General features: G+C 45.8%; 20 protein-coding genes. 6 read left to right on the top strand and 14 right to left on the bottom strand.

Annotated features, from left to right (window positions below):
- Positions 1 to 33 precede the first annotated feature (33 nt).
- Both AAC052_RS24115 and AAC052_RS24110 read right to left on the bottom strand, forming a co-directional pair.
- Positions 34 to 1,125: a DUF4249 domain-containing protein gene (locus tag AAC052_RS24115; RefSeq protein WP_317487566.1), complete on the bottom strand. Its 1,092-nt coding sequence runs from the start codon at positions 1,123 to 1,125 to the stop codon at positions 34 to 36.
- A gap of 5 nt (positions 1,126 to 1,130) precedes the next feature.
- Positions 1,131 to 3,545, bottom strand: a complete 2,415-nt coding sequence (locus AAC052_RS24110) for a TonB-dependent receptor (protein WP_339815798.1) — start codon at positions 3,543 to 3,545, stop codon at positions 1,131 to 1,133.
- Positions 3,546 to 3,739: 194 nt separating this feature from the next.
- On the opposite strand from AAC052_RS24110, the gene AAC052_RS24105 reads away from it, so the two are divergent.
- Positions 3,740 to 3,913 carry a Lacal_2735 family protein gene (locus AAC052_RS24105; protein ID WP_339815797.1) on the top strand — a complete coding sequence of 58 codons (174 nt, stop codon included), beginning with the start codon at positions 3,740 to 3,742 and terminating at the stop codon, positions 3,911 to 3,913.
- 1 nt (position 3,914) lies between these two features.
- Here the strand turns inward: AAC052_RS24105 and AAC052_RS24100 are convergent, their stop codons facing one another.
- From AAC052_RS24100 to AAC052_RS24090, 3 genes are all read right to left on the bottom strand, one after another.
- On the bottom strand, positions 3,915 to 4,982 hold the full coding sequence (locus AAC052_RS24100) for a DUF6340 family protein (RefSeq protein ID WP_339815796.1): 1,068 nt from the start codon (positions 4,980 to 4,982) through the stop codon (positions 3,915 to 3,917).
- Between the two features lie 66 nt (positions 4,983 to 5,048).
- On the bottom strand, positions 5,049 to 5,828 hold the full coding sequence (locus AAC052_RS24095) for an alpha/beta hydrolase (RefSeq protein ID WP_339815795.1): 780 nt from the start codon (positions 5,826 to 5,828) through the stop codon (positions 5,049 to 5,051).
- A gap of 98 nt (positions 5,829 to 5,926) precedes the next feature.
- Entirely contained in the window at positions 5,927 to 8,086 is a 2,160-nt protein-coding gene (locus AAC052_RS24090) for a glutamine synthetase III (RefSeq protein ID WP_339815794.1), read from the bottom strand.
- A gap of 171 nt (positions 8,087 to 8,257) precedes the next feature.
- Between AAC052_RS24090 and AAC052_RS24085 the strand changes: the two genes are divergently transcribed.
- The gene (locus AAC052_RS24085) at positions 8,258 to 8,974 is read left to right on the top strand and encodes an RsmE family RNA methyltransferase (protein WP_339815792.1); all 717 of its coding nucleotides are present in this window, start codon (positions 8,258 to 8,260) and stop codon (positions 8,972 to 8,974) included.
- A 54-nt stretch (positions 8,975 to 9,028) separates the two neighbouring features.
- Here the strand turns inward: AAC052_RS24085 and AAC052_RS24080 are convergent, their stop codons facing one another.
- From AAC052_RS24080 to AAC052_RS24065, 4 genes are all read right to left on the bottom strand, one after another.
- Positions 9,029 to 10,096 (bottom strand): outer membrane beta-barrel protein, encoded by a 1,068-nt coding sequence (locus AAC052_RS24080; protein WP_317487573.1) that lies wholly within the window; start codon positions 10,094 to 10,096, stop codon positions 9,029 to 9,031.
- A 108-nt stretch (positions 10,097 to 10,204) separates the two neighbouring features.
- Positions 10,205 to 11,587 carry an ammonium transporter gene (locus AAC052_RS24075; protein WP_317487574.1) on the bottom strand — a complete coding sequence of 461 codons (1,383 nt, stop codon included), beginning with the start codon at positions 11,585 to 11,587 and terminating at the stop codon, positions 10,205 to 10,207.
- A gap of 636 nt (positions 11,588 to 12,223) precedes the next feature.
- Complete coding sequence (locus AAC052_RS24070; RefSeq protein WP_317487575.1) at positions 12,224 to 13,234, bottom strand: glutamine synthetase beta-grasp domain-containing protein; 1,011 nt, start codon at positions 13,232 to 13,234, stop codon at positions 12,224 to 12,226.
- Positions 13,235 to 13,578: 344 nt separating this feature from the next.
- On the bottom strand, positions 13,579 to 15,387 hold the full coding sequence (locus tag AAC052_RS24065) for a hypothetical protein (protein ID WP_339815791.1): 1,809 nt from the start codon (positions 15,385 to 15,387) through the stop codon (positions 13,579 to 13,581).
- A gap of 149 nt (positions 15,388 to 15,536) precedes the next feature.
- Between AAC052_RS24065 and AAC052_RS24060 the strand changes: the two genes are divergently transcribed.
- Entirely contained in the window at positions 15,537 to 16,316 is a 780-nt protein-coding gene (locus AAC052_RS24060) for an NIPSNAP family protein (RefSeq protein WP_317487577.1), read from the top strand.
- A gap of 40 nt (positions 16,317 to 16,356) precedes the next feature.
- On the opposite strand, the gene AAC052_RS24055 is transcribed toward AAC052_RS24060, so the two are convergent.
- Complete coding sequence (locus tag AAC052_RS24055) at positions 16,357 to 17,163, bottom strand: tetratricopeptide repeat protein (protein WP_339815790.1); 807 nt, start codon at positions 17,161 to 17,163, stop codon at positions 16,357 to 16,359.
- Between the two features lie 64 nt (positions 17,164 to 17,227).
- On the opposite strand from AAC052_RS24055, the gene AAC052_RS24050 reads away from it, so the two are divergent.
- From AAC052_RS24050 to AAC052_RS24040, 3 genes are read left to right on the top strand one after another with little or no spacing between them, the layout of a single operon-like run.
- Positions 17,228 to 17,716 (top strand): cupin domain-containing protein, encoded by a 489-nt coding sequence (locus AAC052_RS24050; protein WP_339815789.1) that lies wholly within the window; start codon positions 17,228 to 17,230, stop codon positions 17,714 to 17,716.
- A gap of 39 nt (positions 17,717 to 17,755) precedes the next feature.
- Positions 17,756 to 18,193 carry a MarR family winged helix-turn-helix transcriptional regulator gene (locus tag AAC052_RS24045; RefSeq protein WP_317487580.1) on the top strand — a complete coding sequence of 146 codons (438 nt, stop codon included), beginning with the start codon at positions 17,756 to 17,758 and terminating at the stop codon, positions 18,191 to 18,193.
- Positions 18,190 to 18,693 carry a GNAT family N-acetyltransferase gene (locus AAC052_RS24040; protein ID WP_317487581.1) on the top strand — a complete coding sequence of 168 codons (504 nt, stop codon included), beginning with the start codon at positions 18,190 to 18,192 and terminating at the stop codon, positions 18,691 to 18,693. The genes AAC052_RS24045 and AAC052_RS24040 overlap by 4 nt, the downstream gene beginning before the upstream one ends.
- 5 nt (positions 18,694 to 18,698) lie before the next feature.
- On the opposite strand, the gene AAC052_RS24035 is transcribed toward AAC052_RS24040, so the two are convergent.
- From AAC052_RS24035 to AAC052_RS24020, 4 genes are all read right to left on the bottom strand, one after another.
- Positions 18,699 to 19,718 (bottom strand): DUF3500 domain-containing protein, encoded by a 1,020-nt coding sequence (locus tag AAC052_RS24035; protein ID WP_339815787.1) that lies wholly within the window; start codon positions 19,716 to 19,718, stop codon positions 18,699 to 18,701.
- A 73-nt stretch (positions 19,719 to 19,791) separates the two neighbouring features.
- Complete coding sequence (locus tag AAC052_RS24030) at positions 19,792 to 20,214, bottom strand: PIN domain-containing protein (protein WP_317487583.1); 423 nt, start codon at positions 20,212 to 20,214, stop codon at positions 19,792 to 19,794.
- Entirely contained in the window at positions 20,211 to 20,471 is a 261-nt protein-coding gene (locus AAC052_RS24025) for a DUF6364 family protein (protein WP_317487584.1), read from the bottom strand. Before AAC052_RS24025 ends, AAC052_RS24030 begins: the two co-directional genes overlap by 4 nt.
- 74 nt (positions 20,472 to 20,545) lie before the next feature.
- Positions 20,546 to 22,849 carry a Tex family protein gene (locus tag AAC052_RS24020; RefSeq protein ID WP_339815786.1) on the bottom strand — a complete coding sequence of 768 codons (2,304 nt, stop codon included), beginning with the start codon at positions 22,847 to 22,849 and terminating at the stop codon, positions 20,546 to 20,548.
- Positions 22,850 to 22,938: the final 89 nt, after the last annotated feature.

Below are 22,938 nucleotides of genomic sequence, written 5' to 3'. Positions count from 1 at the left end.
AAGGCAACATTGGAACAGGCCTATTCTATCGCTTCAATACGTCGGCGCATTATCCCACTCTGATGGCTTTCTTCCGGTTCTGTAAATCGATTCTTCACATTCCTGGCAGCCCCGTGTGTCAATATTGTAGAGAGGTGTTGAGCTATAAGGAAACGAAGGAATATTGTCTCTCCTAAAGTACACTGCCTTTACTTTTACTGAGGAAGCACCAAAATACCCCAACACCTGCTCATCGGGGTCGGCCACATTGAAAAGGTTTCCTTTTACGGTCACAGGCGGCTTGTCGAAAACACCACCGGCATTGTTGATCAGGTCGCTGGCTGTTTTCCAAAACTTGTAGGCCGACTCCGTCAGTGAATACTGCTCAGCCTGCAAATAGTAAGGCTCCCGGCTGTCGTACTCAAACGACATCAAGGGCACTCTGCTGATCCTCCCGCCGTTCACCAGTGCGTCCGACCCAATATTGACACAACCGGCACAAGCTTCAATTTCGAAACATTCGTCGCAGCAGTACCTGGCATACCATGTCGGCGGAGAAGGGAAGTTCTGAATGTATGTCAGACAGTAGTCAAGTCTTTTGTAGTGCTTCCACTTCCACAGGTAATAGTTCTCCTCTTCTGCCGGATCGGTGGCATCGAGGTAAACATCAAACTCACCCTGCACAAATTCCCCGGTCACGTCCCTGTACTCAGCATACAATGTATCGATTTCCGGCGCATGGGGCATCAGCTCCGGGTATGACTCATAGGCCTTACCATTGGAAAGTTCAACCCTCAGCGTGTAGTATCTGCCAGCCACACCTTGAATACCATCGGCTGCGGTCACATAAGTGCCTGCGTTGCCGCTGTAGGTCAGCTCTTCCTCGTTGCCCTCGCTGTCGCTAATGAAGACTTTTGCGTCTCTGATTGTATTCTCATTTTTCTTATCACCGCTGGTGTACGATGTACTGTAACTCAGTTTGATCGCATAAGGCCCCGCCAGGTCCGTCACCGTTCCTTCCACGCTCAGTTTGGGGTTTTCCTGAGTCAAATCAGGATCAAATGGGGTAATGCAGGATGCTAAAAAAAGGAGAAAACTTATGTAGAAAGCCTTAGGCATATGCTGTACAGTCATCAGATTCTTCATGGCTATCAAAAGGAGAAATTATAGGTGATGGAAGGGAAAATGGTGCCGAAAATAGACAACTTGTAGGCATTGGCCTGATTCACGGCAGCCTGATTGTTAGGCTTGAAAAATACTGAATAGGCATTCTTGCGTGCGTAAACATTGTAAATGGAGAATGTCCAGCTGCCCTGCCATTTGGTCTGCTTGGCCGGATCGGGCCCAACAGTCATTGCAAGATCCAGTCTGTGATAGTCCGGTATTTTGTACTGATTCCTGCTCACATAGTTCGGAATGAAAAGTCCGTATACATAGTACTTGTCGTCAGGGTATGTGACTGGCCTGCCCGTGCTGTAAGTGAAGTTCGCAGAGAAATTTACCCTGGCGCTTTCCTTCCACGTAGCAGACATATTTAGAATATGAGGCTTGTTGAAGTTTGTGGGATAGTACTCTCCCCCGCTTATCTCCTCTTCTTCGAAGTCGCCCTTTACCAGCTGACGTGCCTGCGAATAGGTATAACTTAGCCAACCTGTAAGCCTTCCCAAATTCTTTTTGGTTTGAAACTCCAGCCCATAAGCATAGCCGCTGCCGTGAAGTATAGCCGTTTCGAGCGCCTGGTTCAGCAATAACTCAGCGCCGTCCTTATAGTCGCTTACATTTTGTGTGGTTTTGTAAAACACCTCCGCCGAGACTTCATACTCATTACTGTTGAGGTTCTTGAAATAACCAACAGATAACTGATCAGCTATGATAGGCTTTGAATAAGAGTTGCTCAGCTGCCACCTGTCTATCGGCAAAGCGGCTGTGGTATTGGAAACCAACTGCAGGTATTGGCGCATTTTGTTGTATCCAATCTTAACGGAACTGCTTCGGTTCAGGCTGTATTTAAAAGAAAACCGGGGCTCGGCTCCATGATAGCTTGCGATCTTTTCGCCTTTGCTAAAAAACGTTGTGTCGGTAATGGTCTTTAGCGAATATGGTTGAGTGGGGTCATAAGAGTATACATTTCTCTCTCCTACGCTATGAAAGTAGGAATACCTGAGCCCAAGCATCAAAGTGATTTTGTCGTTGAAAATGATTTCATCGCTGGCAAATGCAGCCAGCTCGAGACCGTTTTCCTGCTGCAACAAAAGCTCATTGATATTCGACTGGTCGCTGTTAGGATCCAGGTGACCAGGGTCGATGATGTACTTGGTGGCAGCCGCACCAAACATCACCGAATGCCCTCCGGAGCTAAACCAACTAAAGTCAGATTTGAGCTTGCGGTACTTTACAGCCGAGGTCAGGTCAAAGCCGTTGGTAGGTTCGGGGCTCGATATGATCGCATTGTAGTCGCTGTACACCCCGACGATATTGGCAATGAAGTTGTCCGTAAAGGCATGGTCCCATCGAACCGTGGCGTTGGCTGTTTCCCAGGCAAACTGAGAAGAAGAAGCGTTGATTTCCACTGCCGATAGAGAATCGGATGCCAGCTTGAACCCATCATGCGCCCTGTAGAAAGACACCTGCAATTTGTTGTTGTTGTTCAGCTTGTACAACAGCTTGCCCGTAACATCATAAAAATTGGCTCTGGTGTCCTGAATGGACTTATTAGGGGAGATTTTGAGCAGATAATCAGAAAAAGAAGCCCTTCCACCTATCAGGAAGCTAAGCTTTTCACTTTTTCCAATCGGGCCTTCCAGCATCAGCCGGTTAGAAATAAGCCCAACCCCGCCCGCCAGTTTCAGCCTTTCAGTTTCAGGGTTTCTTATTTTGATGTCAAGCACCGACGACACCCGGCTTCCATACTGCGCAGGGATAGCCCCACGGTAAAAAGTAACGTCTCGCACCATGTCGGGATTAAAAACTGAAAATAGGCCCATCAGGTGGGAGCTATTGAAAACAGGGGCATCGTCCAGCAAAATCAGGTTTTGGTCAATATTGCCCCCTCGCACATTCAGCCCAGTGGTGCCCTCACCCACCGTACTCACTCCGGGCAGCATCAGCAGGCTCTTCATTACATCCACTTCTCCCATGAAAGAAGGCATCTTTTCGATGGTCTTCATCGACATCTTACTCACCCCTATTTCCGAGCTGGAAATGTTATGATCCTCAGCCTGCCCGCTCACACTCACCTCTTGCAGCAGCTGCGACGACTCCTCGAGGTTCATGTTGATAGTAACCGTCCTGTTTAGGGCAATATTCCTTTTCTTCGACTCAAACCCCACGTAAGTGAACTCCACAGCGTGCGTGCCCTGCGGCAAAAACATAGAAAAATATCCGGTTGAGTCAGTGATAACGCCTGTAGACAGGTTCGTAACATACACGTTAGCCCCCTCTATGGGTTCCCCTGTAACACTATTTTTGACGTAACCTTTGAACTGAAAATTCTGTGCAGAGAGCGAAAAAAAAGCACAAAAGAGCAGAATAAAAAGAGCCGGGAGAGCTCTCAGAAAGTTTCTCATTTAGTTTTCGATGTAGTAAAATCCAGTGGTAAAAATCTAATAACAGCTAAAGGTGTCGAGACCCTGAAAGTAGCGATTAATTTTTTCTCAAAAAAAGTGTGATTACCATTCCTTGGTGATAATATTTCGGCAAAATACCATCGCTAAAAACATTATACCGATCATCCTGTTATATGATTTATAAATCACAAAACATGGCATTCGGATTCTTTAGAAAGAAAAGTGAAAAAGAAAAACTCATTGAAAAGCACAGAAAGCTGCTTGAAGAGTCGTTTAAACTCAGCAGTGTGAACCGTCGAAAATCGGACGAAAAAGTCGCCGAAGCCGAAGCGCTGATGCGTAAAATTGAAACCTTGCCCGATAAGTAGATCAGTCCCTGACTCCCTGCTGTTGCAGCAGCTGATCATTGTATATCCTCTGGTTCAGGGTGCTATTGTATCCACGCCCTTTCTTGTTCTCGTATTTAACGTAAGATCTTGACGCCCATTCTTTGGCGCTATCAAAATCTCCCAGCACTTCGTAGGCCACGGCAATATTGTAGGCCAGCTTGCCCCCTTCTTTCCGCTTAATGCTTTGGCTAAGTCTGCCCCGCCAGGTGTCGATGGCACCCTGCCACTGCCCTACCTGAGCTTGTCGGGCACCCTGCCTCACTTCTGGCGTCTTTTTGGACTTAGCATAATAAAACCGGCTTAATTGCACTGGCATGGGGGCAATTTTGTAGGCATAGGTAGAGCCGGCCGTACGACTAACCTGCCTGGTCGCCTCTGTTTTTTGAATCAACTGCGACATGGCATCTTTCACATTGGCACCAGTAGCACTCCAATTATTAGAAGGGTTAAAGAGCTGCTGGTCTGCAATCGTTTTTTCAAGAGGGTCGTAAAGTCGAAAACCTATTTTTGCATTACCCACGCCTTCGGCAAAATACTCAACCACCTTCTCCTTTACCTTTTTACCATCTTTCTCTACTTCTTTTTCGACATCACGCTTCCCGTTGGTGACGATGAAGTCGGTATCAAAAATTTCGACGGCGATCACAGCATCAGCATCATAATTCCGGCAAAGACGCTCGATCACTGGCCAGGAAATCGGATCAGGAAAAGCGCCCGTCATGCTGTTGCCTTTCAACGTTTCGCTGGCTCGCTTCAACTGGAACCTGGGGCTGGCCATCAGCTGTTGCTGAAAGGCATTCATCGCTTCCTGCACACCAGCTCTGTCTTCACCTGGCATCTCTCCGGTAAGCACTCCTTCCACAATACCGAGACCTTTCCTTTCAAACTCCGTCCTGTCGACCAATAAAATCGTGTTCACGTGCGAAGGAAAGGTAATCTCCGCAGGCCTCAGCGTATTGATATATACTGATTTGGTGCAGGAACTGGCAGCCAGGCCAATAGCCAGCAGAACCACAAAAAGCTCAAGGGTGTGTTTGGTTAGTCTCATAATATTCCAGTCTAAAGAAACGCTTCTCAATAAAGATACCAAAAATACTACATTCCCAAATTGCCGCTAAGGCAAAGCTTTGAGGTAGTTGATACCTTTTATGATCTCCTGGGGATGCGACCACGGGATAAAGTGATTGACTCCGCTTAGTAGTTGAATGTGAATAAGGCTGTCGGGCATGAATTTTCCGGGGTAGTAGGCATTTTCCATAGGCACAAGCGTGTCCTGGTCACCCTGTAGCATATAAACAGGCGTCTTTAAGCTTTTCCAGCCATCGGTCATCATCTCCAGCTCTTCCTTAAGGTCGATAATTTCTTCATTGGATACTACCAAACTTATGGGTGTAAAAGTGCGGACAACAAAGTTGCGTAGCAGTGGCCTGAACCATTCATCCGGCTCAAGTGCAGGGTCAATGGACGGAGCTACAAACAGCAATCCCCTGACATTGTCAGGAAAGTCCATCGCCATTTGGGCGATTACCGGCCCTCCCAGCGAGTGTCCCACCAGGATAGCCTTTTTTTCAGGATATCTCTTGAGCACCTGATACAGGAACTCACTTTGCTTCTTCAGTGAAGGCTCGGCTCTTCCAAAATTAGAATGCCCAAACCCGGGCCTGTCTGGTGCAATCAGGTGAAAATTAGCAACAAGACTAGAATCCCTGAGAAAGTCAGCGAAGGCGCTCCAGGAACCCGGAGAACCATGAACGAACAGCACCAGAGGTTTCGTTTTATCGCCAGCTTCAGCATAGTTGACGGTTCGTCCGTCGAAAGGAAATGACACAATCCTGGGTTTTTGATACCCAGCGTAGTAGTCGTCCATTTCCCTTAGCGACATCCGAAATTCCATGCACCCACCAATAAAATGAGAAACCAGGACGCAAGCTACGACGACAAAAAAGGCTTTCAGAATATTTTTCAACACTGTTTACACTAGAAAATGCTTACTTATTTCAGAAACAAAAGTTCCCTGTATTTAACAAGCGGCCAGTCCTCGTCGTCAATAAACAACTCAAGCTTATCAACAGAATACCTGATCTTATCAAAATACTTGTGCCTGATGTCATCACAATAGGCAATGGCTCTCTTCCTTGAATCGTCAATCTTGTTGATCTTCTTCCTTTCTTCGATCATCTCATTCACATTTTTGCGAAGGGCAGAAATGTGCTGACTTATTTCTTCAATATAGCTGATGATTTCCTTGTTGTCCACCCCAAGTTCCTTCAGGCCTTTTGCATTTTGAATGAGCTTATTCTGATAAGCAATGGCTGTTGGGATGATGTGGTTCAGGGCCAGGTCTCCCATTACCCTGGAGTCGATCTGTGCCTTTTTGATGTAGTTCTCAATCATGATCTCATGACGAGCCTTCACCTCCTTTTCATTCAAGATCTTGTTGGAACTGAATAGCTGAGTGGACTTGTCAGAAAGGTAAAAATCGAGGGCTCTTGGCGTGTCCCGCACATTGGAAAGGCCACGTTTCTCAGCTTCCTTCACCCACGCCTCCGAATAACCATCACCCTCAAACCTGATTGACTTCGATTCTTTGATATACTTTCTCAGGATCTCGATAATCGCCAGCCTGCGGTCTTTGCCTTTGTTGGTCAGCTTAGTTACTTCCGAATAGAACTTATTGAGCTGATCGGCCACAATGAGATTAAGCACCATCATCGGGTTCGACACATTCGACTCGCTGCCAACCGCCCTGAACTCAAACTTATTGCCAGTGAAAGCAAATGGCGACGTTCTGTTGCGGTCGGTATTGTCCATGATGATTTCTGGTATCTGATCAATACCCAGCTTCATATACAGATTATCACCTTTTTCAATTTTTACGTTCCCGTTTTTCTCCAGCTCGTCCAGCACATTACTCAACGTTTGCCCAATGAAAACAGAAATAATAGCTGGTGGAGCCTCATTAGCCCCTAACCTAAAGTCGTTGCCAAATGATGCAATGCTGGCCCTGAGCAAATCGGCATGCTCGTATACCGCTTTGATGGACACAACGAAGAAAGTCAGAAAAAGGAGGTTCTCCCTGGCACTGCTGGTGGGCTGAAGCAGATTCACCCCGGTATCGGTCATGAGCGACCAGTTGTTGTGTTTGCCGTTTCCGTTCACACCGGCAAATGGTTTTTCGTGTAGCAACACTTTAAGGTCATGCTTAAAAGCCACCCTATCCATAATGTCTCTGAGAAGCTGATTGTGGTCAGTAGCCACATTGGCCTCCTCGAACATCGGAGCTGCCTCAAATTGAGAAGGAGCCACCTCGTTGTGCCTGGTGCGGATGGGGATACCCAGCTTATGTGCCTCCACCTCAAACTCTTTCATGAACTCTTGCACCCTGGTGGGGATCGTCCCGAAGTAGTGGTCGTCCAGCTGCTGACCACGGGCCGGATTGTGGCCAAACACCGTTCGTCCGCACATCACCAGGTCAGGGCGGGCATTATAAAGGGCTCTATCCACTACAAAGTATTCTTGCTCCCAGCCAAGTGTGGGAGTCACGTTGGCCACTGCTCTGTCGAACAGCCGGCAAACTTTGGTAGAGGCCCTGTCGATAGCTTCGATGGCTTTCAGCAGCGGTGCTTTGTAGTCGAGCGCCTCCCCTGTGAACGAAACAAATATGGTGGGAATACATAATGTGGTGTCCCAAATAAAAATTGGAGAGCTTGGATCCCAGGCAGTGTAGCCCCTTGCCTCGAACGTGCTTCTGATCCCCCCGCTTGGAAAGGAAGAAGCGTCTGGCTCCTGCTGAACAAGGGCGCTGCCTTTGAACTCTTCGATGCCTTTGGTGGAATCAAAAAATGTATCGTGCTTTTCGGCGGTGGCCCCTGTCAAAGGCTGAAACCAGTGTGTGTAGTGCGTCACCCCCCTGTTCATGGCCCAGGTTTTTACAGCGGCTGCCACTGCATCAGCCGTGTCTTTGTCCACCCGCTTACCATGGCTCACGTGCACCACTTTCTCAAATACCTCTGGCGCAAGTGCACTTCGCATTTGAGGTATTCCAAAGGCATTTTGACCGAAATAGTCAGATATTTTCAATGAGGGAAGCTTGAACTCTACCTTCTTTCTCATGCTAAGGGCCTCCAGTGCCTTAAACCTCAGTCTTGCCATTTTTCAGGGATATTTATGTATTTAAAAAACTCTTAGTGCGCTCATTTCTGCCAACTTCGAAATTAATCATTTTTTGATCCTGATGAACGATTTGGCCAAATTACAGCCGTCGCATTGAATTCTTTGATGCTTAATTCCAGGCAATGTATTTTGCATCCCCAAGATAACACTATGCACATTTTCTATCATCCTCAAAAATCCTCCGTCAACGACATCGTTACACTCGACAGGGAAGAGTCGCAACATTGCCTGAAAGTACTAAGGCACAAGAAAGGTGACCAGGTTTATTTCACCAACGGAATGGGTGAGCGCTTTCTATGCCGAATTGTCAACGATCAACCGGGAGTTGCTCAACTGGAGGTATTGAGTGTGGAAAGTTTTTCCAGGCCTTATCACATTCACATTGCCATTGCACCAACAAAGCAGCCCGACAGAATTGAATGGTTTCTGGAAAAAGTGTGCGAGCTGGGTGTGGATGAAATCACATTTGTTGAATGCGAGCATTCGGTGCGAACCAAACTGAAGCTGGAAAGAGCAGAGAAAATCACCATCAGCGCATTGAAGCAATCTAAGAACTTCATTAAAGCAAAACTGAACGGTTTGGTTAAACTGGATGAATTAATACAAACAGCTCAAGAGGGAAGGCAAAACTTTGTAGCTATTGCCGACCAGCCCATAGAAAACTACCTGATAGCAAAAGTGAAGAAGCATTCCTCCTACTTGATATTGATCGGCCCCGAGGGAGACTTCTCAGCTGCCGAAATAGACCAGGCTATTTCCAAAGGCTTTTTGCCTGTGAGCCTGGGAGAGTCAGTACTGAGAACTGAAACAGCTGGCATTGTGGCATGTCACTTATTGCATGTTGCCAACCAAATAGCAACCCCTTGAAACAATGAAAGCCCGCTTTCACGGGCCTTCTATTAACTGATATCACTAAATAATTTAGAAAGAATAGATTGCTGCAAATAGTAGCGAAGGCAATGACTTGCCTGCTTCACCGTCTTTGTTTACATAAGTGTCTTCTGAAGTAGCATCAATACGAACTTCAGGAATGAAAGTCAGTTTACCTACTGAAATGTTTCCGCTAAGCGTCAAATCGATAACACTACCGTCTCCATTAGTATCGTAACCGATAGGGCCAGCACCAATTCCGCCAAGGTAAGCACCTTTAACTGCGAAATACTCGCCACGAACGCCGATAGAGAAATTATCTGAAACACCAATTTGAGGATAAAGCGCAACACCTGAGAATCCAGCGCCATCGTCTTCAAGTACTGTGGCGTTCACACCAAGGAAGAAAGCATCTGAGATATCGAAACCAGCCGTAATATCACCCTGGAACAATTTTCCGCTGTAGTCACCATAACGTGAATTCAAGTAAATGCTTCCAAAGTCACCTGAGTAACCCAGTTGCAGTCCAGCAGTCAGGTGATTCCCAAAAGTGTTAGTTTCCAAAACATCTGTTGGGTTCATTACCGCTAGCATCAAGCTGAAATTATCAGAAAGGGCGAAATCTGCCTTCAAACCAGCCTGGTTGAAAGGTCCCCATGAGAACATGTAAGAAGTGGTATAGTTGAAGTTCGCTGTTGGAGAAATCACTTCATACCCAAGGTAGGTATTAAAGGCACCCATTGTCAGCTTCACTTTGTCACTTACATTCCAGTAGCCGTAAAGCTGATTGACAAATTGTAAGCCGGTTGGGGCACCAAAGGCTGCTTCCTGACCACGTGGGCCAAAAACAACGTTACCTACAAATCCTACCTTTCCAACTTCCTTAGAAACAATCAAATCAAGCATACCCATTGAAAAGCCGTTGCCATTGGCAAATGAAGTACCTGGGGCAGCACCTTCATAACCTGGCGCTGTTCTTACATAAGTGTCGATTGAACCTGAGATAGAAAGTGGAGCATCGTCTTCCTCTTCTTCCTGAGCAAAAGCGCTCACAGATAACGATAGTGTAAAAATGGTAGCGAATACGCCACGGAATAGTAATTTTGTAAAAGTGTTCATAAGCTTTAATCTGTTTTTTTAAAGTTTTTGGATAAGGCCTCTCTTGCTCGTTAGGTTGCCGCCGCAAGCAAGGAGGCCTCTTTTTTTATTGTGAGTTTTGATCGATTATCAATCAGGATAGATGATAGTGTAGCCTCTGATACCATGCTCATGGCTATCAAGACCAGACTTCTCATGCTCTTCAGATACTCTGATACCAAATGTTTTCTTAAGAATGAAGAAGATCAGGAAGGCAGCAGTAAACGCAGCCAGACCACAGATAACTACTCCTTTAAGCTGAATCCAGAAAGTGTGCTCAGGATTTGTAGAGAACAGACCCACCGCAAGTGTGCCCCATATACCGCAAACAAGGTGAACAGAGACTGCACCCACTACGTCATCCAGTTTCAGTTTGTCAAGAAGTACAACTGAGTACACTACAGCGATACCAGCAACAAGACCTACAAAGAGTGCCCAACCCGGGTTAATCACATCAGCACCTGCCGTGATACCTACAAGGCCAGCCAGGATACCATTTAGCATCATACCAATATCAAGTCTCTTGAACAGAAGGTAGCCACCGATGAAACCACCGATACCGCCAGTACAAGCTGCCAATGAAGTGGTAACCAGAACGAATGAAACCAGTCCGGGATCAGCAGACAACACAGAACCGCCGTTGAAACCAAACCAGCCCAGCCACAACATGAATACACCAATAACTGCAAGAGGCACACTGGCACCTGGCTTGTCGACCACTTTGCCGTCAACATACTTGCCAATACGAGGCCCGAGAAGTATAATACCAGCCAACGCTCCCCATCCACCTACAGAGTGAACAAGTGTAGAACCAGCAAAGTCATAAAAGCCCATGTCGTCAAGCGCACCACCGCCCCATTTCCATGAGCCGATTAATGGATACACAAGCCCCACATAGATAACAGTGAAAATCAAATAAGTCGAAATCTTGATACGCTCTGCAACGGCTCCAGATACTATAGTTGCAGCAGTAGCAGCGAACATGGCCTGAAACAAGAAGTCGGTCCAGTAGGTGTAGCCGCCATCTGCGTAGCCTGTTGTCACGTCAGCGTCTGCTGGAGAAAACCAGAACATTGACCAGCCGGCTCCATCAAAAGCAAACCAGCCAGGCACGTCAAATCCTGGGTACATAAGGAAGAATCCGCACACCGCATAGGTAAGAATTCCTATAATAGGTGTGATTGTGTTTTTGAATAGGATGTTGACCGTATTCTTTGCCTGAGAAAACCCAGTTTCTACCCCGGCAAATCCAAGGTGCATAATAAATACCAATGCAGTTGCCAGCATCATCCAAATGTTGTTGGATGTTAACAATACATCAGCAATCTGTGTGCTGTAATCCACAACTTCAGCTGCGGTTTCAGAGGCAACCACCATGGTAGCCTCGGCCACTTCAGCCACAGCACTGTCGACTGCCAAGGAGTCCTGAGCTGAGCTAACGTAAGCAAGAACGGGTGTAAAGACTTTCATCATACTACTACTTGTTAGTGTTAGGTTTAAATGTATTTGAATGAATAATTTTCAATAGTTAATGACTAGTGATTCAATTTTGACCCAATTTTATATCAAAAATTGCAAATCATTCATTTTTCAGTTCATTTTTTACCCAAGTAAAAGTCCATTTTTACATTTATTAAAATCATTGCTACTAATGTCACCCGTACGACCGCTGATTTTAACACATTCATAACAATAGAGGTTTTACATTATGATATATTCAAAAAATGGGTTATTTTTAAAAAAATCACATTAAACATGGTGCTTTATTGGCAATTTATCAAAATATTACCCGATGGAAACGATGCCTAAAACCGATCTGCTAATTGTCACACCCACAAATAATTATTTCGCCATAAAACCAGTACATCTAGCTTTAGTTTCGAGCCCTGGAAGAATCTCAGAATATTAAGTGGTTAATATGCTTCAATTCAAAACTTCGACAACCAGAATAAAATGTCGGGGAATCAATCGGTAGAATCAATGCCATGGGAGCCAATGAGTGACCGCAAAAAAAAGCTTCACTGTGGTAGAAACCAGCCATGATGAGGCAAAAAAAAAGCCTCCTGAAATCAGGAGGCCATTATTCTAAAGGAAATAGGTATTGAAACCTTATTTCACAGTTTTAACAGTTTTGATAATTCTCGCAGCTACTTTGTAGGGATCTGCATTTGACGCTGGTCTTCTGTCTTCCAGGTAACCACTCCATCCATGAGTTGCGGTATAAACCGGAATACGAATGGAAGCACCTCTATCAGAAACACCATAAGAGAAATCATTGATAGAAGCAGTTTCATGCTTACCTGTCAAACGCTGATCATTGTAAGCACCATATACCGCAATATGCTCCTTCACCACACCTCTGAAAGCCTCACAAACCTTCTCCACCTTCTCTCTAGAGCCAGCGGTTCTGAGGTAGGTATTAGAGAAGTTTGCGTGCATGCCTGAGCCATTCCAGTCAAGCTGACCAAGTGGCTTAGGATGGTACTCAATGTACAAGCCATACTTCTCAGAAAGTCTTTCCATAAGAAATCTTGCAACCCACACTTCATCTCCAGCCTGCGTGGCTCCTTTGGCAAAAATTTGCCATTCCCACTGACCTGCAGCAACTTCACCATTGGTTCCTTCAACATTTAGACCGGCGGCTAAACACAAATCAAGGTGCTCGTCCTTAAACTCTCTACCAAAGACGTTTTTGCCACCTACACCACAATAGTAAGGTCCCTGTGGAGCAGGATAGCCTCCAGCAGGGAATCCAACTGGCTTGCCAGTTTCAGGATCCATAAGGAAATACTCTTGCTCAAATCCGAACCAGAAATCGTCATCAGAATCATCAATCGTTGCTCTGCCGTTGGTAACATGAGCGGTTCCATCGGCATTGAGAACTTCGGTCATCACAAGGTATCCATTTTCAATAGCAGGATCAGGACAAACGAAGACAGGTTTTAATAAACAATCTGAGGAGCCGCCAAGAGCTTGCTCTGTTGAACTTCCATCAAATGACCACATCGGGGCGTCCTCAAGCTTACCGCTAAAACCATCAACGATTTTAGTTTTACTTCTTAAACTTTGAGTAGGCTTGTATCCGTCCAGCCAAATGTACTCTAGTTTGGATTTTGACATAATAGTTAAGTTTAATTTTGAACCAGTTACTAAGTGATTTGCAAAAAAACCTTTGATTTAAGGTGATTATCAAAGGCAATGTTACGGCAAAATTGAAATTTTTACAAAATTTGGTTAAATATTGTATATATGATAAAATATACACCATTCAGTTATGGAATTGTTAAATTTAAAGTAATTCAATCGTATGCAATTTCAAAATCAGAATTATCGCATCCAAGACCTCTGTAAAACCTACTGTAAGAAGGGAATTAGCGGGTATTGTCAGAATAATATTCGGAGTTGTTAAAATACAAAAAGCCTGACACTCGCAGGCTTAAAAGCGGCAAAAACGCAAGAGAGGGCTACTTCCTTACTTTACCGGTTCTGTCGATGACTATATAGGCAAGATCGGTAGTTGGGTCACCTGCAGGTTTTTCGAGGTAAATGATCGTCTCCATCACCATTTTGTTAAAAGAGACCGAAACCGGTGGATGATCGAGGTCGAGAGAAGCCTTCCAAAGCGCTTTCCCTGCATTGTCGACGGTAGTGATAAAAAGATGAGTTTTTTCCTTCAGTGGATAGTGAATATAAAAAGTCCTGAATCCCTCAGCGGTTGGGGCATGCCCGGCGTTTTTAGGCTTATAGGAGAAGTCTTTGTTTGGTGTCGGTAACTTTTCGTTCAACATCCACTCCACTGTGTAGGCGGGTGTCGCCTTTGCCACTACAAAGTTCAAATCTTTACCTACGAGCTTCAGCCCGGTCACATAAAGGCCAGCACTGTCTGCAATGTGTATTGTGCTAAACCCCGTTGGGCTAGCAATACTATCCTTTACAGCCAAAGCAATCGAATCACCATTTTGGGCAATCAACCAATTTCTACGCTTCCTCAAGCCCTCAGCTATCTTTCTCCACAAGCTCAGCTCTGAATCAACAAAGCTCTCCCTTTCGTTTGCATAGCTCAGCAGTTGGTCGGGAGAAACATACCTACTCGTAAAAAAGACAGGATTCCGCTGAAATCCTCCTTCAGCCTTTTGTTTGTCAATAGCAATAAACTCTTTCATTTTATCCAGCCTGTCAACGAGGTTTGAAACAGCCATATATAGGTCGTCGACTTTAGTGCTATCGGGCATCACATTTGGCTGTTTTTCAATAAGGTAGTTCAATTCTTCCACTTTGAAACTCACCACCTTCTCAGTCAGGGTATTTGCGCCAAAGCCTCTGACTTTGGCCAAAATTGTCGGATCAAATTCGAAGGGCCCGCTAATGCCAGATGGGTTCTGAACAAAGGCCTGCTTTTTTGCCACCAGGTCACGATCATAAGCAATTAGCTCCTGCCTGAATGGGCCGATATTAGATTTCTGCTCAGATTTTGTCATCTCTGTCCAAGCCTTCAAATCCCAATAGCCAATGCTGCCTTCCCTGGTAAGATCAAGAGAACCTTTGCTGAAATCAGCCAGATCGTACAGCGTGTTTTTTGCAAGGGTATGGGCAAGCCCGGCTGACGGTATCTTCGCAAGCGCCGCTTCAGCATTAGCAATGGCACTCTCAAGGTTTTTTACAATTCCTTCGAGCTTCACAAACTCCTGCTCAACTTCCTTGTCCATCCCCAGGAGGAAGGAAGACTGGTTTGAGAAGTCAATCTTAAAGTTTTGCAGTATTTCTTGTGCCTCATCGTACAATTTTCTCGCCACCGATGCCTCCCTTAGGAAAGCCCTGACGTTGTTCCTTCTGTCTTGCAGGGATTTTACCTTGTTTTCTATATCGAGATGAACATCGGAAACTTTGATCCCAAACTCACCAGTTCTCAAATCCCTTCTGTTGAACTCCTGATAATACTCTTCGTTTTTCTTTAGCTCCTTTTCATCTATCAGCTTCAGTGACTTATTATAATGGAGATCAGCGGCATCGATGTGGGCAAACATCTGGGCAGTATCGGTAACGATATTTTCAGACAATGCCTTTCGTTCAAGTATTTTGCCCAGGCTGTAATGAGCATTGGCTTCCTCGCTGTTTTTGGGGTCGGCGATAAACAAATCCAGTTGTTGTTCAGCTTCATCCCATTTAGAGGCTTGCATCAGAGGAAAGATATCTTTGTACTTTAACTTCTGAGCCGAAACGGCAAACGAAAAAAATAGAATAATAGTGGCGGTAGATACACAAGACTTTCTCATTGGTAGCAAAAATTTAGTCTAAGTTAAAAATGTTCTGCCACAAATGTAAAATACCCCACTATTTCGCTAAATACTGATGAATCCACGACATGAGTTATTAGATTGCAACTTAGATTACCAAAATTCATACTCACTTAAACGTCACTAAGATGAAAATTTCAGGCATTGCATTAGTTATCACCTTTCTGGTGGCCTTTTCATCCGCTTCCTTCGCTCAGAAGTCGAAGAGGGAGTTTTACCAACTAAAAGTATATACCCTTGCTTCTGATACACAGGAGAAAATGGTTGACAAGTATTTAAAGGAAGCTTTTATCCCGGCGCTTCACAGGGCCAATATCAAGTCGATTGGCGTATTTAAAACCAAACTAAGCGAGACAGACACTGTTCGTAAGGTCTATGTGCTGATCCCATTTCCTTCATACGACCAATTCAGCGCCCTGGCCAATACGCTTTCGAAGGACGCACAATACCAAACGGCTGGAAGTGAATATATCAACGCTGCCTACAACCAGCCTCCGTACGCCAGGATTGAGAGCACCCTACTTCAGGCTTTTACCGGAATGCCCTTTATGAAAACACCGAACCTCACCGGCCCGAGAAGTGAACGAATATATGAGCTCAGGAGCTACGAATCGGCTACCGAAAAAATCCATCTAAACAAAGTTGAAATGTTTAATGATGGAGAGGTCACCCTTTTCGACAGGCTTGGATTCAATGCGGTATTCTATGGAGAAGTAATTTCTGGTTCTACCATGCCAAACCTGATGTACATGACCACCTTTGACAACAAAGCGAGCAGAGACGAGCACTGGAAGGCATTTTCGGCTGCTCCGGAGTGGGATAAGCTAAAAACGATGCCCAAGTATCAGAACAATGTTTCGAAGAATGTGACGAAGTTCCTGGTGCCTGCAGAATACTCTGACTATTGATTGAATTCACTGCAAGTTATTCCGATTAGGGGCTAAGCCTCTAATTGGAAGACACTGCACACATTTCTAAAAACACCTTTTTGTAGTGCTTCGGATCCATATCTGAGGCTATTTTGTAGTCAGTGCAGGCAGCACTATTGAGCCCAACGCTTGATTTACAATCGGCTCGCCTGACGTACAGGTCGGCCGGGGCATACGCAAGTGCTTCTGCCCTATCAAAGTCTTCAATGGCTTCTGCATATTTACCCGCCCTCATTTGCAATATTCCTCTATTAAAATAGGCCTGGTTGAAATCCGGCTTTTGAGAAATCACGTGGTTAATATCCCTTAAGGCCATGTATCCATTGCCGACAGTACCCATCACTATTGCCCGATGATAGAACAGTGTAACATCACTGTCATCCTTTTTTATGGCTTTGTTATAGTAGCTCAAAGCACTCCATGGGTCATTGTCTGCCATCATCACACGCCCCATCAGATAATTTGCTTCAAAATTCTCCTCGTCTCTCTGAAACACCCGAAAAAGGTCGGTTTTTGCTCCGTCCAAATAGCCTGTTCTCAACAGGCACCTTGCCCTGGCTATCAAAATCTCATTGGCCTTTTCATTGTATCTCAGCGACTTCCCATACCAGGTAATAGCCTCATTGTACCTGCCCAGTTCCTCAAGGCTTCGGGCAATGTTGTAGAGGTGATACCAGTTTTGCGGATCAAGGCTTGACAATTCTTTAAAAATTACCAAAGATTGTTCAAAATCTTCGTTTTCAAACGCTTCAAACGCTGCCTCCTCCTTGTCTTCGCAAGCAAAAAGGCAGATAGCCAGTAGAAAAAGAAGGCCAGCGTTTCTCATGCTGAAAGATAAACTAATCGTTTAGTTGTAGCAAACGCTTTTATTAATTAATTCCGGAAATTGAATGAACAGGAACGCTAATTATTACATAGACCAACTGAACCTCGCCTCTCATCCTGAGGGCGGATATTTTAAAGAGACATATAGAAGTGTTGAAGTCACCACCACCAAAGCTGGTCAAAGGAGCATTTCCACTGCCATTTACTTCCTGTTGGAAGCCGGCAACTTTTCTGCATTTCACCGCATAAAGTCAGATGAAGCGTGGCACTTTTACGATGGCGACCCGCTTTCCGTATACATGATTGATCAAAGTGGCATGCTTGAAGAGGTTCGCCTTGGCCTGGATCTTTCAGCAGGCCAAAAGCCTCAGGCAGTCGTTCCTGCCAACTGCTGGTTTGCCTCCAGAGTGTCTGCTGGCGGAAAATTCTCCCTGGTAGGCTGCACAGTGGCACCGGGCTTTGACTTTCAAGACTTTGAAATGGCTGAAAGAAACAAACTGATTCAAGAATATCCCCAGTACCAATCAATCATTAGCTCCCTTACAAGGATTTAAATACTTGACAAAGTCAAGTATTATCATTTACTTGGCGACATGATCGAAGCTGAAAAAGCAATAGGCATTGTTCGTGATTTCAACAGGTTTTACACCAGTGTCATTGGCCTGCTCGACAAGCACATACTTGATAGCCCCTATTCTTTGTCGGAGGCTCGGGTCATGTTCGAAATCAATATAGTCGGTAGCTGCACTGCCAGGCATATAAAAGCAGAAACGCAAATGGATGAAGGGTATCTGAGCAGGATAGTCGACAAGCTGTTGAAACAAGGCCTTTTGAAGAAAACCAGGTCGGACGAAGACGGCAGAGCGTTTTTGCTTTCACTATCGCCAGCCGGGCAACGAGAGTTTACCAGGCTCGACAAAGCCTCACATGACGACATAGCGCTGTTACTGAAAAAACTGAGCCGAAAAGAAATTGACCTTCTTTCTACTCAGCTCCAAAGCATAAAATCAATTTTAGCGAAGACTTTATGAAAGCTGCCATCACCCTTGAAAGTGTGACCATACGAACTGAGCTGAGGCCAGGGGACATAGGATATGTGATCTACATGCACGGCGATATCTATTCGAAAGAGTATGGTTACAGTTTGGGTTTCGAATCTTATGTGGCCGAAAGTTTTGTAGAGTTCTACAAGCAATATGACGCCAACCTTGATCGGGTGTGGGTTTGTGAACACAACGAAAAAATCATAGGGTTTCTTCTGCTGATGCACCGGGGCAAAGCAGCCCAGCTTAGGTACTTCATAATGGAAAAGCCCTACCGGGGTATCGGACTGGGAAAGAAGCTAATGAATTTGTATATGAACGAACTGAACAGCCTCGGGTACGAATCGTCTTACCTTCTCACCGTGGACGAGCTTCCTGCGGCTGCCTCGTTGTACAAGCGGCATGGCTTTCGACTGACTGAGGAAAAGCCATTTTCGGATTTCGGCAAACCCCTGATGGAGCAGAAATATGAGCTTATGCTACGCTGATCGCTCTAGTGCTTCACCTTTACATAGTGCTCTTTGATCAAATCCCTCCCGAAGTCACCATCAAAATCTCGCCAAACGGTATGGATATGATTGCCGTTACCCTGTGAGTTATCAAACTCAATCAGGAAAGAGAGCCCCTGTATCCTGTAATAATGTGGTGCACCGGGTTTATCGCTACCTGCCCACCCGAACATAATGAGATTGACGTCTTCTTTCAGTATGTTGCTTTTTCTTGCCCTCGCTTCTTTTTCCGGCATCACAGCCAGGTATTCATCAACGATTGCCCATAGCATATTTTTCTGTTGATCCGTAAGCTGATCATAGGCAATGCCTGCCCTGTCAAACGGTTTTACCTGCGCTACAGTCTTAGACACAATATCATTGAAAGTGCTTCCACTAAAAACGGCTTGCTGCTTTTGTGCTCCCTTCAGCGAATTCAACAGTTCGAAAGCCAGGTCTTCTTCCCTGTTAAGCACCCGCAGGCCCTCCTTAGGGCCATTTTTCACCTCACCGGGGTTAGATCCCAAAAACCTTGGTGTGTAAGACACCTCACCATTTACGACTGTGAAGTGAAGAGAGATATGATGCCCGTCGAACTGCCAGGCCCACGGTTCTTTCCCTCCAGGCTTGCCGAAAATGGATACGAAATACATCTCCGGATCACGCTTCGGGTTGTTTTCCAACTCAGCCAGCACTTCCTCCAGGCTCATGATCATTTTGACCTTTTTGTAGCCTGCTTCGCTGAGCGACATAGTTAATAGCTGATTCACCAGGTCTTTCTGACTGTCGTCCATTTCTTTTAACGGCAGCCCATTTCTGGCTACCTGGTAAGGAGGCACATACGCCCAATCAAATCTTTTGGTATCGTCGAAGGCCATGAGCAGTTTGGCTTTCTGCTTGTCGTTCGCCGACTCGAGCAAAAGACTGGCTATTTCGGCACTGAAACCGTGGAACCTGAACGAGCTAGTGAAAATGGCAAGGGCCAGCAGCATAGCTGACAGATAAAACTTAGGGTGGGTTTTCATGCAAGAAGATAACTATTATTTCGCAGAAAAACACTAACAACCAATCGATTAGCTAAGGCATCCTTTGCAATGGTCAGGTATTAAAATAATACTTCTTTAAAAACCCTTCACAACTCACAACATCTATCGTGGAGTAGTAAAAATCATCTCTGTCTTCAGTCACAATACACCGGCACCCTACTTCCAGTGCAGCATAGTACTGCATGCCGTCTTCAAAATCATGGATACTTTTATTAGTCAAAGCACTATTAACAGCGTTATCATCAATAACGGCCGTGAGAATATGCTCTTTCAGAATGGCAAGCTTTTTCTTCGCTTGCACTGCTCCACTTTTCTTAGATGAAAAATAGAAAGCGATGGCGAGACTCATCGGCGTGGCATACAATTCAAAACCCTGCTTTCCCGCCAAACTTAACACTCTCGCTGCATTGGAAAATACTGGATATTCCTTATTGAGCACCGCAACCAATACATTGGCATCTATCAGGGTTTTCACTTCTTTTTGCGGCTTTCGTAGTACTCTTTTTTTGCCGCTTTTCTTGGCTTTGAAGTTTTGTATTCTGCCTGCCCATCTGCCACCATCATCACCCACTTCGCTACCTCCAGGTCTTCGAGCGACTGATAGTGCCGGGATGTCATTTGCCTGTAGAGGTATTCTGTTAGCCTGGACAGACTAATATTATTCTCCTCGGCGAATGCTTTGGCTGAGGCAATAACACTTGCATCAAAACTCAAAGTGATCTTGGCGTCCATACTTCCATTATTTTATACGACAAAGATAAAAAATTTATACGTATAAAAAATAAGGAAGTTTCGACGCTACTCAATCATCCCCCAAATTTTCCCCTCAGCTTAGCCAACTGAGCCTGCAAATCTCCATCCGGCTCATCTGATTGCTGTGGTTTTTGAGGCTGAAAGCTTCTTCGCTCCTGCCTCCTTGGCTCTGGTCGCTCGTCTTTATTCTCACTTGCCTTTCTGGGCGCCGGGCCTGTGGCAAACGGGTCGGCTTTCATCGACAGGGCAATCCGTTTTCTGGCGAGGTCAACTTCTACCACTGTCACCATTACCTTCTGCTGTAGCTTAACCGCCTCCGACGGATCGCTAATAAATTTATCGGCCAGGTGACTGATGTGAACCAGGCCGTCCTGATGCACTCCAATGTCCACAAAAGCACCAAACTTGGTCACATTGGTGACGATGCCCGGAAGCTTCATACCCATTTTAAGGTCAGCCATCTCATTCACTCCGTCAGTAAAAGAGAATACCTCGAACGACTCCCTTGGGTCACGACCGGGTTTGGCTAGTTCCTCAATAATATCTGTCAAAGTAGGGAGCCCTACCTCCTCAGATACATACTTTTTCAAATCTAATTTCCGTCGAAGCTCATTGCTCGTCATCAAATCAGTAACACCACAACCAAGGTCTTTTGCCATTTGCTCCACCAAATTATACCGTTCCGGGTGAACTGCACTGGTGTCCAGTACGTTCTTGCCATCCCTGATGCGAAGGAAGCCAGCGGCCTGCTCGTAAGCCTTGTCGCCCAGGCGGGGTACTTTCTTCAGTGACTCCCGGTCTTTGAAAGGCCCATTAGCATTCCTGAACTCAACGATATTTTGTGCCAGTTGTGGCCCCAGCCCCGACACGTAGGTCAGCAGCTGCTTGCTTGCTGTGTTCAGTTCCACGCCCACAGCGTTTACACAGCTCATCACCACATCGTCCAGCGACTTCTTTAGCTCTGTTTGATCCACGTCGTGCTGGTACTGGCCAACGCCTATCGACTTGGCATCTATCTTCACCAGCTCAGCCAACGGATCCATAAGTCTGCGACCAATGGAGACTGCACCACGAACAGTCACGTCCTGATCGGGGAATTCTTCTCTGGCTACATCCGACGCAGAATAGATAGAGGCGCCACTTTCGTTCACCATGGCCACCAGCACATGCGAAGGCAGCCCGATAGATTTGATAAACTGCTCGGTTTCTCTGCTTGCCGTTCCGTTTCCAATGGCTACGGCCTGGATTTTATATTTCTCCACCATGTAGGCAACCGTGGCTGCCGCCTTTTGCACAGCTTTTTGAGGTTCGTTAGGGTAAATGGCCTCAAAGTCCAGCAGCTTACCCTGACTGTCCAAAGCAGCTACTTTACACCCCGTTCTGAATCCCGGGTCGACAGCAAGAATGCTCTTTTGCCCTAGCGGGGCAGCCATCAGCAGTTGCTTCAAGTTTTCGGCAAACACATTAATGGCCTCCACATCAGCCTTGTCTTTTGACCCGAGCCGTGCTTCAGTTTCCATGCTAGGCTTCAGCAAGCGCTTATATGAATCATGGACAGCTTCTTTCACCTGATCGGCCACGGGATTGCTGCCCTTCACAAACTGTCTTTCAAGCAACAAAGTCGCTTCCTCCTCCGGCGGATACATATCCAGCATAAGGATCATCTCCTTTTCACCTCTTCTCATCGCAAGCAGGCGGTGAGATGGCACCTTGTCAAGGGGCTCAGACCACTCAAAGTAGTCTTTATATTTCTGTCCCTCTTCCTCTTTGCCTTTCATCACTTTGGAGTAAACAACGCCACTGCGATTAAACAGCTCCCTCATTTTCTTTCGGGCATCGGGGTCTTCATTCACTATTTCAGCAATAATGTCACGAGCTCCCTGCAAGGCCTCCTCGGCTGATGCCACACCTTTTTCTTCATCCAGGTATTTTTCGGCCTCACCTGCCAATTCACCAGCTTGCCTTTCAAAGATCCAAAGTGCCAGCGGCTCCAGTCCCTTTTCTCTGGCAATGGTGGCCCGGGTGCGGCGCTTGGGCTTATAGGGCAGATAAATATCTTCCAGCGACGACATGGTTTCTGCTGCATCAATTTGCGCTTTCAGCTCATCAGTCAGCTTGCCCTGCTCCTCAATCGACTTGAGGATGGCTTCCCTTCTTTTGTCGAGGTCACGCAGTTGCCCAATCCGGTCACGTATTTTTGCAATAAAAACTTCGTCGAGGCTTCCTGTCCTCTCTTTACGGTACCTGGAAATAAAAGGAACGGTTCCGCCTTCGTCGAGAAGCTCAGCGGTAGCTACGACCTGTTTTGGGGAAATGCTTAATTCAGCTGCGATTTTGAGGTAATGTGCCTGGCTCATGTCTTCCTTGACTTCTGATTAGGGTCTGTTAAATACGTGTTTTGCTCAAAGTGATCTTCGAAATTACTCGAAACAGGGCTCGAAAATAA

This window comes from uncultured Imperialibacter sp., assembly GCF_963974565.1.
GTDB classification, from domain to species: Bacteria; Bacteroidota; Bacteroidia; order Cytophagales; family Cyclobacteriaceae; genus Imperialibacter; species Imperialibacter roseus.
This window is presented reverse-complemented; position numbering and strand designations above follow the sequence as displayed.

Excerpts from the sequence above, each read along its gene's own strand:
- AAC052_RS24035 (WP_339815787.1), bottom strand. The coding sequence starts at position 19,718 with ATGAAAACCCACCCTAAGTTTTATCTGTCAGCTATGCTGCTGGCCCTT.
- AAC052_RS24110 (WP_339815798.1), bottom strand. The coding sequence starts at position 3,545 with ATGAGAAACTTTCTGAGAGCTCTCCCGGCTCTTTTTATTCTGCTCTTT.
- AAC052_RS24105 (WP_339815797.1), top strand. The coding sequence starts at position 3,740 with ATGGCATTCGGATTCTTTAGAAAGAAAAGTGAAAAAGAAAAACTCATT.
- AAC052_RS24075 (WP_317487574.1), bottom strand. The coding sequence starts at position 11,587 with ATGATGAAAGTCTTTACACCCGTTCTTGCTTACGTTAGCTCAGCTCAG.
- AAC052_RS24040 (WP_317487581.1), top strand. The coding sequence starts at position 18,190 with ATGAAAGCTGCCATCACCCTTGAAAGTGTGACCATACGAACTGAGCTG.
- AAC052_RS24065 (WP_339815791.1), bottom strand. The coding sequence starts at position 15,387 with ATGAGAAAGTCTTGTGTATCTACCGCCACTATTATTCTATTTTTTTCG.
- AAC052_RS24115 (WP_317487566.1), bottom strand. The coding sequence starts at position 1,125 with ATGAAGAATCTGATGACTGTACAGCATATGCCTAAGGCTTTCTACATA.
- AAC052_RS24050 (WP_339815789.1), top strand. The coding sequence starts at position 17,228 with ATGAACAGGAACGCTAATTATTACATAGACCAACTGAACCTCGCCTCT.
- AAC052_RS24085 (WP_339815792.1), top strand. The coding sequence starts at position 8,258 with ATGCACATTTTCTATCATCCTCAAAAATCCTCCGTCAACGACATCGTT.
- AAC052_RS24045 (WP_317487580.1), top strand. The coding sequence starts at position 17,756 with ATGATCGAAGCTGAAAAAGCAATAGGCATTGTTCGTGATTTCAACAGG.
- AAC052_RS24020 (WP_339815786.1), bottom strand. The coding sequence starts at position 22,849 with ATGAGCCAGGCACATTACCTCAAAATCGCAGCTGAATTAAGCATTTCC.
- AAC052_RS24025 (WP_317487584.1), bottom strand. The coding sequence starts at position 20,471 with ATGGACGCCAAGATCACTTTGAGTTTTGATGCAAGTGTTATTGCCTCA.
- AAC052_RS24090 (WP_339815794.1), bottom strand. The coding sequence starts at position 8,086 with ATGGCAAGACTGAGGTTTAAGGCACTGGAGGCCCTTAGCATGAGAAAG.
- AAC052_RS24080 (WP_317487573.1), bottom strand. The coding sequence starts at position 10,096 with ATGAACACTTTTACAAAATTACTATTCCGTGGCGTATTCGCTACCATT.
- AAC052_RS24100 (WP_339815796.1), bottom strand. The coding sequence starts at position 4,982 with ATGAGACTAACCAAACACACCCTTGAGCTTTTTGTGGTTCTGCTGGCT.
- AAC052_RS24070 (WP_317487575.1), bottom strand. The coding sequence starts at position 13,234 with ATGTCAAAATCCAAACTAGAGTACATTTGGCTGGACGGATACAAGCCT.
- AAC052_RS24060 (WP_317487577.1), top strand. The coding sequence starts at position 15,537 with ATGAAAATTTCAGGCATTGCATTAGTTATCACCTTTCTGGTGGCCTTT.
- AAC052_RS24055 (WP_339815790.1), bottom strand. The coding sequence starts at position 17,163 with ATGAGAAACGCTGGCCTTCTTTTTCTACTGGCTATCTGCCTTTTTGCT.
- AAC052_RS24095 (WP_339815795.1), bottom strand. The coding sequence starts at position 5,828 with ATGGAATTTCGGATGTCGCTAAGGGAAATGGACGACTACTACGCTGGG.